This is a genomic window from Sphingobacterium shayense, from assembly GCF_013179575.1.
GTDB lineage: Bacteria > Bacteroidota > Bacteroidia > Sphingobacteriales > Sphingobacteriaceae > Sphingobacterium > Sphingobacterium shayense.
On the sequence record NZ_JABMCQ010000113.1, the window covers coordinates 1 to 13,304 of the forward strand.

Genomic DNA, 13,304 nt, shown 5'->3' on the forward strand with positions numbered 1-13,304 from the left:
GATAACATCCGTCTGAATAATAATTTATTGCAAAATATGTGCGAGGACATAAACGTAGTTATGGAGCCATTTTAAGACGTAGTAACACGCAAAATCATTAACAATTTTTTTATTTCTCCTTTACATTTAAGAAAACTAACCACACTATTTTTGCACTCCACTGCAGAGATACAGTAGTAACCGAGATAATATAGATAAGATTGCCCTCATTCAAAGGGTACCCTTCCGGATATTAAGCGTCTTCCGCTAAGAAATAGATATGATGAACGAAATGATACAGAGACTCTGCGAGGGCAATGAAGAAGCATTTAAAGCTTTCTTCTATCAGCATAAGGATGCTGTCTATAAATATGCCATTTTACACCTTCGCGATGCTGACGTTGCGGCAGACTTGGTTCAAGAGGTCTTCTTGAAATTCTGGAATCGGCTGAATTTGATGGATCCAAATCAGAACGTACGGTCGTATCTTTATACTATCGCTCGCCACCTGGTGTTCGAAGAACTAAGAAAGCGTATCCAATTTCAAAATTTCACGGCCTACGCCATCCACCAAACGGCTGATAGTGCCAATAACATTGAGGAAACCGTAGATTATAATGAATTGGAAAATCTATATCAAGAAGCGATTAATCATCTTCCAGAGCAGCGACAAAAGATTTTTCGGCTCAGTAAGCTTGAACATTTAAGCCTCGAGGAAATTGCTGTGCTGTTAAATATCTCCAAAAACACGGTTCGTGACCAGCTTGTTAAGGGCAATAAGTTTATCAGAGGATACATTGTCAGCCGCTCCTCTGTTCTCCCTTTGGCACTGATTTTCATTGATATTATATAATTTTTTTCTTTTCGGATCGTCTTTCCCCTTTAGCAGTTCGTATATACTATTAAACCGACTATATCGATGAATTCAGATAGATTGAGATTTTTATATGGTAAGTACCTTCAAGGGCAGTGCTCCTCAAGCGAAGTCGCGGAGATGAAGCGGTTTTTTGTGATGATGCGTAGTGCCGATGAGTTGTTAACTGTGGAAACGGTTGACGCTATAGTCGATAACGATATACAATTAAATTCCACGCGTTCTCAGGAGATTCTCAATCATGTTCTCGCATCGCGTTCGATAAAAAGTAAGGCAAGATTGCCTTTTTATTTCAAGTACGCCGTGGCGGCGAGTATTTTTATGGTGGGGTTCGTATGTTTTTATCTTTTTCGCCAACAGGCAGAAGATTGTGCAATATATCGAAATACAGGCCAAACTGTCCGGCGTGTCATTTTACCCGATCAATCTTCTGTTTATTTACAACCTAATGCAAGTATCACGCAGCTTAGTAATTTCTCTACGGATGAAACGCGCCTTGTAGAGCTAAAAGGAGATGCTTTCTTAGCGGTGCATAAAGATGATAAAAAGCCCTTTATTATTAATTCTCCCAAAGGATTAGTCATTCGGGTTCTAGGAACACGTTTTTATGCGAATTTTCGAACCTTGGATGAATCGGTGATCCTCACAGAAGGGTCTGTAGCGCTGAAAACTACACATGATAGTTTGGTTTTGAAGCCGCAAGAGATGGCGATATATTACGGCGGAACAGCCCGCCTGCAGCAACGCAAAGTGGATACCCTGCTGTTTAACGCTTGGGTAGACAATCAACTTTTTTTTAATGAAAAGGTATTATCCGAAGTTCTCATAAGACTGAATGATGTCTACCCTGAGGCAGGATTACGCGTTTCGTCGAAATTTTACGAACTAAACTTTACCGGATATCTTCCGACCAATGATCTCGATCGGGCCATACAGGTATTAGAAAGAACATTCGCAAACCACAATTTAACAATTATAGAAAAAGAATGAAAAAGCAATCGTTAATCATCGCCTTAGCTATAGCTCTCAGTATGGGTCTTCCCCATAAGGATGTTGCTATGGGCGCCTCTATTGATCTCCATCAAGACAGGAGCATTACAGAAGTACTAAAACAGGTTGAAACACGTTTTGGAATACGCTTCAATTATGAATCAGATGTTAAAAACCTAAAAATCAAAAACAACTTCAACATCAACTCGTTGAAGCGTTCTGAAATTGAAAAATTTTTAAAAGACGTTACATTGAACCAAATTAGCGTTGAGAAGATTGAAAACAACGCGTATGTTATTCGTCAAAGTAAATCCGTCGGGAATGCTAGAGGTGCGGGAAAAACCTCAGGTGTGCAACAGAAGCTCGCTCCACAGCAGGCATTGCAGGGAACGGTGGTAGATGCAAGCACGAATGAACCGATTATTAGCGCTACGGTGCGACTAAAGGCAGGTGACCGTTCGACACAAACTGATGCGCAAGGACGCTTCTTTTTTAAAAATGTTGGTCAACAGGCTGTTGTGAGCGTTTCCAGCATGGGGTATCATGAGGTAGAGCTTACTATAAGCGACAACCAAATTATCAAGTTAACAAAAGATAATCAGATGCTCGAAGAAGTTGTTATTACGGCGCTCGGGATTAAAAGAGAGCAAAAAGCCTTAGGTTATGCTGTTCAGGATATCAAGGGCGATCAACTTCAAAAAGTCAAGGGAGTCGATGTCGGTACAACATTAACCGGACGTATAGCTGGATTACGTGTATTTAATAGTACCGAGTTTAACAAAATGCCGTCTATTAGCCTCAGGGGAATGAGTCCGATTTTAGTTATTGACGGTGTATACTACGAAAATCTAAATCTACGCGACGTACCAGTTGACAACATCGAAAACATTTCCGTTTTAAAAGGTGCGACAGCGACTGCTTTATATGGAAGCATGGGAGCCGGAGGAGCCATCATGGTAACCACAAAGAAAGGACTTGATCAGAAAGGTGTTGAAATCACAGCCAGCACGAATAATATGTTTTTCTCGGGATATTTAGCACTGCCCGATGTCCAATCTTCGTATTCTGCGGGTTATGGAGGAAAGTATAACACGGACGACGAGGTCTGGGGGGATAAACTTGATATCGGCCGTGTATATGAACAGTGGAATCCGCTGACCAAACAGATGGAAGAGAGCGAACTAACTTCCAAAGGAAAGAATAACTTCAATAATTTTTTAGAACCAGGACTTATCTCTAATAACTCCGTTAGCTTTACCAACCAGGGGGAGAACGGGAGTATCCGAACGGCGATCAATCATATTTATAACAAAGGACAATACCCGAATACGAAGTTGAATATGACGAATATCTCCGTATCGGGTGAAACGAAAATATCGGAGAAAATAAGTCTGGAAAGTCGCTTTGGCTATAATAGACGCTATGCGCCAAATGATTTTGGTGCGGGCTATAACGCGCAAGGTTATATCTACAATATTTTAGTTTGGACTGGACCCGAATATGATCTTTCCCAGTATAAAGACTATTGGCTGGTAGAGAACGAACAACAAAACTGGCATTACCGCGCCTGGTATGATAATCCGTATTTGTCCGCATATGAGAAGCTGAGTTCAGAATTAGTAAATAAATTAAATGCTGCGGTAACCCTGAACTATAAAGTCAATGATTGGAGTAAAATCATGCTGCGCAGCGGTTACGATTATTACGGCAATACCCAACAGCAAACAAATCCTATGGGGATTTATGGCACGCGAGGAGGGTATACCGGTTATCATAACAAAGGAAAATACTGGACCAATAAGACAGACGGGTATGCAACGACCAATGATTTGATCTTTACGGCAAACAAATCGTTTTCTGACTTCACAATCGATGGGTTGGCCGGGGCCGCCATATTCTATCGGAGAGATAACGGGCTTGTCGCCTCGACAGTGAACGGCATATCGATTCCTGGGTTTTATTCCTTACGAAACTCGATTGACCCCATTTCGGCGACAGAAAGTAAAAATAAAGAGATGATCAATAGTATCTATGGGCGCTTATCGTTATCCTGGAAAAATGCGATTTTTATCGAAGCGACCGGGCGGAACGATTGGTCCTCGACGCTACCTGAAGAGAATAAATCGTTCTTTTATCCGTCGGTTTCAGGAAGTATTGTGATCTCGGATTTAATAAAGGACTATAAACCAAATTGGTTGTCACTTTTGAAAGTAAGAAGTTCTTGGGCAGTAACCAAGGCTGTTCCCACTCCATATGAAATAAGGCAATCATTTGCTGTCACCTCCAACGTCTGGGACGGTAAATCTACTGCAGCGTATCCGAACTCCATCAAAGATTTCTCTATTTCTCCAACACAGCGGGATATGACAGAGATTGGGGCAGATATCGCATTATTTGACAATAGACTATACGGAAACTATACCCGTTATTTTAGACGGCTGCACAACGTGACAACCTATGCGACGATTTCTTCTACCTCAGGATTTTCTTCTCGACTGATTAATACGAATGAGCAGACAATGACCAAGGGCCATGAGATTACGCTCGGTGGTACGGCGGTTAAAAAAGAAAAGTTCAAATGGGACATCGTCGGTAATCTTTCGCAAAATTTAACCTATTACCATAAGCTTGATCCCGAGTATTCTGCAGATGCGCTCTACGTGAAAGTGGGTGAACGAACCGACCACTATGTCACCAGAGACTGGGAGAGGACTCCTGAGGGGGAGATTATTCATAACGATTCAGGTATGCCAATTAGTGCCACCCATCAACCGCGCCTGTTTGGATATACCGGACCACAATGGTTTTGGGGATTGACCAACCAGGTCAGCTACAAAGATTTCGCTTTGTCGTTTAGCTTCGACGGACGAATTAAAGGACTCTCTTATTCAAATATGAATGCTCGTTTATGGCAAACCGGAGCACACCCCGATTCCGATAGCCCAGAGCGCTATGAAGAGGTCGTGAATGGAAACCGTACATTTATCGGTCCGGGCGTTAAAATAGTCTCGGGGTCGGTCGCATACGATAAATACGGGCAGATTACTTCGGACGACCGGGTTTTTGAGCCGAACGATGAAGTGGTTTCTTATGAAAATTATTGGAAAAGGGCCTACTCAGGTACCCGGAATATTTGGGACGAAACTTTCATAAAACTAAGGGAGGTATCGCTAAACTATTATGTTCCAGCAAGCATAGCGAATAAATTTAAAGCTAAGAAAGCGAGCGTTGGTATCACCGGGCAGAACCTGTTTTTATGGACCAAGGAGTACCGCTTCTCCGATCCTGACAACGGATCGGAAGATCTAAACTCACCCTCGATGCGGTATTTGGGGTTCAATGTCAATTTAACGTTTTAACCACAGGATCCATTAATATTAAAAAAATGAAAAAGATATTCAACTATATACTCCTTGGTGTATCGGTCAGCTTGTCCGTATCATGCGCCAAGTTTGACGAAATAAATACCAATCCGGAAGCTACTGAACAAGTAACTTCAGCCATGATTGCTACACGTATTATTATTAATCTGGCAAACCAGCCTACGCAAAAATCATTTTTGCAACCGTACATGCTTAATAAAAATGTGGTTTGGACAGAATTCGTAGAGAGCTATCAATATAATGGTTTTGGCGAAGGTTCACTTAGCTTTACCTCGATCAATGACGCTCATTTTATGGTAGAATTTGCAGGGACAGACGGATTAGCGAAATCGTATGAAGGGCTAATGTATTTCGCCAGAGCCGTCAAATTCTTCGAGGCGACGATGGGTTTAGGGGATATACCTTATCACGATGCGCTAAAGGGAGAAAATGAGAAAAACTATTTCCCCAAGTATGACAGCCAAAAAGAAGTGTTTCTAGGCATTTTAAATGAACTAGAACTAGCCGATAAAGCCTTTGCCGAGGGCGAAACGTTTGACGGCGATCCGGTATACGATGGGGATACGGAACAATGGAGGAAACTGGTGAATAGCTATACATTAAACGTGTTGCTTCAACTGAGCAAGAAGGAATCAGACGCGGACCTACGAATCAAATCTCGTTTTCAGCAAATATTGAACGATAAACCTATTTTTAGCTCAAATGATGATAATTATCAACTGATGCGATCGGATAAAAATGGGCAGCAATATCCTTTTTATAAAGTAGGCAACAACTTTACAATTTATCCGATTGTCTCGAGCGAAATTATTGACCGGTTAAAATCTCGGTCAGATCGTCGCGTATTTTATTACGCCAATCCTTCATCCAAACGGATAACAGATGGCGTACCGGCGTCAAATTTTGATGCTTATGTGGGAATCGATCCGTCATTGGTTTACGATGATATTTTAGATATCAAAAATACCGATGACTACTCTACATTTAATGACCGGTACACAGAGATTCCTACGGGCGAACCTACCCAGCAGCTTTCCTACGCTCAGCTTTGCTTTATCATTGCCGAAGCCGCTGCTAGAGGGTGGATTAGCGCACCAGTTGTGGATTGGTACAGCAAGGGAGTAGCAGCGTCTATGAACTTTATTTATGATAATACCCCGAATACGAGTCAATTTCATCATGGCATGCCTTTGGATGCAGCTTATGTAAGCAGCTACGTGGCAGGTTTAGGAGCCGCCTTTCCTGCAACCGAAGAAGCGCGCATTGAAGAGATTGTTACCCAAAAGTACCTAGCTAGTTTTTTACAGTCGGAGTTCTCGACCTATTACGACTACCGTCGCACGGGTTATCCGAAGTGGAAAATCAATCCTGCATCCAGTTTAAATTCGGAGGCACCAGGTAAAATTCCGGTAAGATGGAAATATCCGAGTGAAGAATTTAACTATAATTCGGAAAATGTCGATGAAGCAGTGCAACGTCAATATGGAGGTGTTGATGATATCAACAAATTAATGTGGTTACTACAATAACGAATTGAAGCTAAGGAGGAGGTGTCGGATAAAGGACACCTCCTTTAAGGAGATATACATGGAAAGTAGAAGAGAATTTATTAAAAAAGCAGGGTTATTAGCCGGAGGGTTAGGCCTTTTTAAGGATTTGCCGAAACCTATTCAAGATGCCCTTCGAATCGATCCAGCGATTGGATCTACCTATCTGGACGCGGAGCACATTGTGTTATTGATGCAGGAAAATCGTTCGTTTGATCATAGCTTTGGTAGCCTGAAAGGCGTACGCGGTTTTAACGATAGCCGAGCAGTTATTCTCTCGGATAAACGCCCGGTCTGGCTGCAGTCTTATAAAAATGGCGATACTTATCTACCTTTCCGGCTGGATATAAAGAACTCCAATGCCGCCTGGACACGCGATCTTCCTCATTCTTGGGAGAATCAAATTGGTGCGTGGAACAAGGGCCGTTTCGATAATTGGCTGGAATCCAAGCGATCGGGTAACAAGCGATATAAAGACCTCCCCTTAACCTTAGGATATTACACGCGGGAGGATATCCCTTTTTACTATGCATTCGCAGACGCTTTTACGATATGTGACCAACATTTTTGTTCTTCGATTACAGGAACGACGACGAATAGACATTTCTTTTGGACGGGAACATGTGTTCCTGAAAAGGGTGCCAAACCCTTGGTGCGAAACTCGGATATCTATTTTAATCGAATGGCTCGATGGAAGACATTTCCTGAACGGCTTGAACAAGCTAATATTAGCTGGAAAATCTACCAGAACGAGGTTAGCATACAAAATCAACTGACGGGTGAAGCGGAAAGCTGGCTTGGGAATTTCACCGATAATAACTTGGAATGGTTTGAGCAGTACCATATCCGGTACAAAAAAAGCCATATAGACTTTTACCGTCAACGTATCGGTGCATTACCTGAGGAAATCGAAGGTATCAAAAAAGAACTGGCAGGCCGTCCCGATCAAAAACTAAGCAGAAAATTACAACAAAAACAACAACAGCTTGAAAGTTTTAAAAAAGAATACGATGAGTATAACGAAAGTCAATTTCAGCGGCTAGATCCGCTAAGTAAGTCGCTGCACCAACGTGCCTTCCAAACCAATGAAGGAGATGAATCATATCACGAAGTCGAAGAGGTAGATTTTGAAGGAGAGAAAATTACGGTACCAAAGGGAGATATCCTTCATCAGTTTAGAGAAGATGTTAAGCATGGTAAGCTACCCACTGTATCTTGGCTCTGCGCGCCGCAAAATTTTTCGGATCATCCTAGTGCACCCATGTATGGGGCGTGGTATGTATCGGAAATTCTAAGCATCCTAACTGAAAATCCTGAGGTATGGAAAAAAACTATTTTTATACTCAATTATGATGAGAACGATGGGTATTTCGATCACATTCCACCTTTTGTAGCACCGAAATCTGGTGATGCTAGCACGGGAGCAGTATCTCCTGACCTGGATTGCAGGGATGAATATGTAACCCGCGAACAAGAGCTCAGCTATGGTGTGGAGGAAAAGTATGCAACTGAAGGGCCGGTGGGACTGGGGTATCGTGTGCCGTTAATCATAGCTTCGCCGTGGAGTAAAGGAGGGTGGGTAAACTCCGAGGTGTGTGACATTACCTCGACGTTGCAGTTTATGGAACACTTCCTTTCCAAGAAGTTCGGCACGTCAATCTTTGAGCCTAATATCAGTACTTGGCGACGCGCTATAACGGGGGACCTGACGTCCGTTTTTCGTCCGTTTCAATCCAATAAGCAAACATTGCCGGTATTTTTAGACCGCAATGAACAAATTGCGCACATCAATAAGTCAAAAGAAAAACCCGCGCCTAACGATTTTAGAAAATTAACTTCGGCTGAAATTGAAGCGGTTAAAAAGGGAAGTTCAACGAGGTGTTTTCCAATGCAAGAGCAGGGAATTAAGCCGTCTAACGCGCTGAGATATGAGCTATACGTACAGGAAGATCTGAACGAGGGTTCGCTGGCTGTACGCTTTCAAAGCAGTAAACAGTTATTTGGCGATAAGGCACTCGCCGGCGTGTTTAACGCCTATGCGTATGGTTACAAATCAGAGGGAGCAAACTGGTCGTTTGCCTGCTCTGCGGGAAGTACGGTATCTCACCAATGGGATGTTAAAGATTTTAATAATGGCAATTACCATATTGCTATTCACGGGCCGAATGGGTTTTATAGAAATATCCAAGGATCTTCTAGCCGAGTTAACCCTCGAATTACACTTTCATATCAAACGAAACGTGATGAGCTTGTTTTCAGGATAGAGAACACGAGTTCTGAAAGTCTGTCGCTTCTTCTTACCGACGCCTATCAGGGTGGAAAAGAACAAGAAATAAAACTTAAAGCTGGCGCTGAAAAAGAAATTAAAATTTCGATAAGAAAACAAAGGCGCTGGTATGATATTCAAATTTCATCATTAGACAACCTTTTTTGCCGGCAGTACGCTGGTCGTATGGAGAACGGTGAAGACAGCATTACAGATCCACTTATGGGTAATAAACGGCAACGATACGCCTCCACCTACTAAAAGCAGGTGGAGGATCAAACCATTGAAAGGCGACTTATCTTTTCCTACTGGTTATGTTCACGATTTGCTTTGCTTGAAAGAAGATGTATTAAGGTAGTGTGACACAAGAGCAGATCGGTAATAGTATTACGTAAAAGGCGTGTAGGTTATAATCAATTGGTTGCTGATGACAATCTTCTTCTTTGCTCGTAGAAACGATTCCTGTTGCCCATACAGGTTGACTGTATACAAAGCTGTTCATTTCGGCTTCAAAAATAGTCGTTTTGGTTACTTCTGATTTTTTGCATCTGCGCATTTTTGTAGTAACAAAAAAGACGGGATATGAATATCATTTTAACAGGCTCATTGGGCAACATCGGCAGACCTCTTGCCACAGCATTGATTGCAAAAGGACATTCAGTAACGGTGATCAGCAGCAAAACTGACAAACAGGAAGAGATTGAAACTATTGGCGCAAAAGCGGCTATTGGTTCATTGGAGGATGCTAATTTTCTAACAGCCGCTTTTGCGGGTGCAGATGCGGTGTATTGTATGATACCTTTCAATTTTATCGAAGAAGACCAGACCGCTTATTTCATGAAAATTGAAACCAATTATGTACAGGCGATCAAGCAAAACGGGATTGAGAAAGTTGTGTTTCTAACTGGTTGGGCGGCGGATGTAACAAACTCTTTCCTACTTAACCAATTATCGGATAGAACGGTTATAGAATTGCGTCCGGGTTCCTTTTATACCAATTTTTACAATGATATTAACAGTATAAGAGAACATGGCGTCATAATGGCTGGCTACGGCGGAAGTGATAAAATCGCTTTTGTATCGCCGAATGATATCGCAGAGGTGGCGTTTGAAGAACTTACTGAAACTTCTCGGGGAAGAAAAACTCGCTATGTGGCAAGTGATGAATTGACCTGTGATGAGGCTGCAAATATTTTAGGCGAGGCGATCGGCAAGCCTGATCTGAAATGGATAACACTTTCAGAGGACGAGTTATTAGATGGTTTAATTCAATCCGGATTCCCACCATATTTAGCGACAGAATTCGTAAGAATGCACGCAGAAACGCACAGTGGAAGAATATTTGATAATTATCTGAAGCACCGGCCCAAATTGGGGAAAACAAAATTGAGAACTTTTGCAGAAGACTTTGCAAAAGTTTACAATGGACATTAATTATCTTTGGATATGGCAAATACAAAACCAATCCGGATAAAATCGATTAGTGAGTTCCATCGATTAAGAGGTTTGTCCAAACCTGAACACCCTTTGTTAAGCATAGTAACAAAGGATGATTTCATGGACTTACCAGATGGAAGTACGTTGAATGCTGTATTTGATTTTTATTTTGTTGCCTTGAAACATATGAAAGGCGTAAAGTATAGGTATGGGCAGCAGCAGTACGATTTTGAAGATGGCGGAACTCTTTTCTTTATGGCACCAAACCAGGTTCTGAATATTGAAACTACTGGAAAAGAAAAATCCGAAGATCTCTCCGGGTGGATGCTGCTCATACATCCGGATTTTATTTGGAACACGCCGCTTGCAAAAAGTATAAAACACTATGATTTTTTTGATTATTCAGTACATGAAGCGCTACAGCTATCCGAAAGAGAAGAATACTCAGCAGCATATTCATGAAAAACTGGTTGAAAAAGCTAAAGAAATGCTCTCCACGACAAATTTCTCAATAAGTGAGATTGCTTACGGACTTGGTTTTGAGCACCCCCAATCATTCAGTAAGCTCTTCAAAACAAAGACGAAGGTTTCTCCTTTAAAATTTAGACAATCGTTTAACTGACAATAAAGATGACACGCTAAATTTAGTATCAAAGAATCACTAGAACTTTTTTTTAAATAGGTTGTAACGGTCCTTATTTCTCACTGATTTGCTCATGGATTGGTCGAGAATTTCTTATTTGCCGCCCTCAAACTTATGTGCAATAACACCCTGCAACATCGAAAATAGACCAGTTTCCATATGTGTAAGGCCCGGATATACGACCGTAGAGCTTTTTAGAGAATCGTGTTCCAAGCTATCTAACACTTTTTGATACCGGAGCACCGGATCAATGTTCCATTGCTTATCTTCGCTTTTTCCGACGCTTAGAAATAGATCGATTTTCGGATGCGTTTCATTGAGCATTTTTTCCTGTTGCTGTATGTAAAAATTATTATACCAAAGCGCTGGGCTAGCTGCGACAAAACCTCGAAACAGCCTCGCGCCTAATTTACGCTGCTGTTGTTGAGCCAAAAGAACGAAATTACCTCCGAATGAATGTCCTAATAACAATCGGTGATCGCCGGTACTAAAACGTTTGTCTACGATCGGAATCAGTTCTTTTGTTATAAAATTATAGAATTCCAGTCCACCACCAGGTGCTTGCATTTCATCAGAGGGTATTGCGGCGGGGTAAAGATAATCGCGCGTCCGTAAGGAGTCCATCTTCGGAATGGAACCGTAGCCAATACCGATAAGTACAACAGGTGGCAGCAAGCCGATTTTTTCATATTGGTGAACCACGGGTGCCAACATCGGAAAATAAAGGTCCGCATCCGTTACATACAACACGGGATATTTTATTTTAGCGCTCTGGTGATCATAGCATAGTGGAAGTTGGACAGCTATCTCAAACGAGTCTTGAATGGCTTGGGCATAGAGCGAGAAGGAACTTCCCGATTTGCTAATTTTCGTTTCGGGAGCATCATCGTGATCACAGCCGTTAAGAAGGCAAGGGACGGCAATGACGATCAGCGACAGGTTTCTAGAAAATCTCTTCATAGTCGATAATGGTAATGATTTGTTCTTTCTTAATTGATTAAAAACGACGATTAAATATTACATTATCAGTTATTTAACATACGTTAACGCGTTGTGGTATATATACTATTTATTAAAATAAATGTCGCATTACAGGCTTTGAATTCTGTAAAAAATAACCCCCAGTACAAGCCATCCCTGCAACGATTTCAAGTGGTGGGTTTTGCCTCTTTCCGTTAGTGTTTCAGTTTCTACTGGGATATCTTCGAGGAATTGTTGATAAATTGAGTGAGCGTTTGGTTGGTTTGCTTCTTAAAGAATCTCATCAGATGGTTCGGTTCAGAGAAATTAAGCTCGTAGGCTATTTCGTTAATCGTTTTATTCGAATGAAGAAGCAAGTTTTGTATTTCAAAAAGAAGTCGCTGCTTTAGTAGTTGACTTGCTGTTGTGTTAAACTGAGCATTGACGGCTTTGTTCAGTGAAATTCTGCTGATCCCGAGCATCTCAGCATAATCTCCAATCCGCTGTTTTTCCCTGATATGAATCTCCATTAAATTTTTGAAAAGTAAAGCAACGTTATTGCCTGATTTTAGCAACGACAGACCGTGTTGACGTGCATACCGACGGTTCAATGTTTGCAGCAGATAATATAATAGAGAACGAATGACATGGGCACTATCGGTTTCACTATTCAACAGCTCCATTTTAATCTCTGTCAATAGGTTGCAATACTTCAGTAGTTCATCCTTATTTACATTCATTTCTAGGGGATGTACCAGTTGATAAAAGTACAGTAAGCGATAAGTGAATAATTTGTCAGCGAAGAAGTCATTTAAAAAGGCTTCTTGAAAGATTAATGTTGTAACTTGAAGATTGGCTGTATTCAACCTCCACTGCCGCTTTTGAAACGGAGAAATGAAGATTATCGAACCAGCGTTCAGTTCGATTTCTTTCTGATTTAGGACAAGAGTGCCACTTGCTTCTTTAAAAAAAATAATCTCGAAATAATCGGTGTCGAAAGTACCTTTATTAGTATAATCAATATCTTTTTCTGTTAACACATTTAACAAAAAATCAACACCACACTCCGTTTTATGAAATTTAATCGTTTCCATGTTCTACTTTTCCTAAACTAAGTTAGTCAATTAATAAATTAAAAACTTATGATGTTTTTGAGTCTGTTGGACTCAGCTTATCAAAATGGTAGTAATTAATAGTCGTTTGATATCCGTAAGCTTGCGCACTG

General features: G+C 41.3%; 10 protein-coding genes. 8 read left to right on the forward strand and 2 right to left on the reverse strand.

Annotated elements, in window-relative coordinates:
- The first annotated feature begins 259 nt into the window (after nt 1-259).
- From HP439_RS12940 to HP439_RS19675, 8 genes are all read left to right on the forward strand, one after another.
- Nucleotides 260-832 carry an RNA polymerase sigma factor gene (locus HP439_RS12940; protein ID WP_172390758.1) on the forward strand — a complete coding sequence of 191 codons (573 nt, stop codon included), beginning with the start codon at nt 260-262 and terminating at the stop codon, nt 830-832.
- Nucleotides 833-898: 66 nt separating this feature from the next.
- The gene (locus tag HP439_RS12945; RefSeq protein WP_172390759.1) at nt 899-1,843 is read left to right on the forward strand and encodes a FecR family protein; all 945 of its coding nucleotides are present in this window, start codon (nt 899-901) and stop codon (nt 1,841-1,843) included.
- Nucleotides 1,840-5,202, forward strand: coding sequence for a SusC/RagA family TonB-linked outer membrane protein (locus tag HP439_RS12950; protein WP_246229353.1), 3,363 nt, complete (start codon nt 1,840-1,842; stop codon nt 5,200-5,202). Before HP439_RS12945 ends, HP439_RS12950 begins: the two co-directional genes overlap by 4 nt.
- A 26-nt stretch (nt 5,203-5,228) precedes the next feature.
- Nucleotides 5,229-6,755 (forward strand): SusD/RagB family nutrient-binding outer membrane lipoprotein, encoded by a 1,527-nt coding sequence (locus HP439_RS12955; RefSeq protein ID WP_172390760.1) that lies wholly within the window; start codon nt 5,229-5,231, stop codon nt 6,753-6,755.
- Between the two features lie 58 nt (nt 6,756-6,813).
- Nucleotides 6,814-9,300 carry a phosphocholine-specific phospholipase C gene (locus HP439_RS12960; protein ID WP_172390761.1) on the forward strand — a complete coding sequence of 829 codons (2,487 nt, stop codon included), beginning with the start codon at nt 6,814-6,816 and terminating at the stop codon, nt 9,298-9,300.
- 321 nt (nt 9,301-9,621) lie between these two features.
- The gene (locus HP439_RS12965) at nt 9,622-10,473 is read left to right on the forward strand and encodes an NAD(P)H-binding protein (RefSeq protein ID WP_172390762.1); all 852 of its coding nucleotides are present in this window, start codon (nt 9,622-9,624) and stop codon (nt 10,471-10,473) included.
- Nucleotides 10,474-10,485: 12 nt separating this feature from the next.
- A complete protein-coding gene (locus HP439_RS12970; protein WP_343043546.1) occupies nt 10,486-10,938 on the forward strand; it encodes a hypothetical protein in 453 nt (150 codons plus the stop codon).
- Between the two features lie 25 nt (nt 10,939-10,963).
- Nucleotides 10,964-11,098 carry a helix-turn-helix domain-containing protein gene (locus HP439_RS19675; protein WP_343043547.1) on the forward strand — a complete coding sequence of 45 codons (135 nt, stop codon included), beginning with the start codon at nt 10,964-10,966 and terminating at the stop codon, nt 11,096-11,098.
- Nucleotides 11,099-11,212: 114 nt separating this feature from the next.
- On the opposite strand, the gene HP439_RS12975 is transcribed toward HP439_RS19675, so the two are convergent.
- Both HP439_RS12975 and HP439_RS12980 read right to left on the reverse strand, forming a co-directional pair.
- Complete coding sequence (locus tag HP439_RS12975; RefSeq protein ID WP_172390763.1) at nt 11,213-12,079, reverse strand: alpha/beta hydrolase; 867 nt, start codon at nt 12,077-12,079, stop codon at nt 11,213-11,215.
- A gap of 230 nt (nt 12,080-12,309) precedes the next feature.
- Nucleotides 12,310-13,173 carry an AraC family transcriptional regulator gene (locus tag HP439_RS12980; protein WP_172390764.1) on the reverse strand — a complete coding sequence of 288 codons (864 nt, stop codon included), beginning with the start codon at nt 13,171-13,173 and terminating at the stop codon, nt 12,310-12,312.
- Nucleotides 13,174-13,304 lie beyond the last annotated feature (131 nt).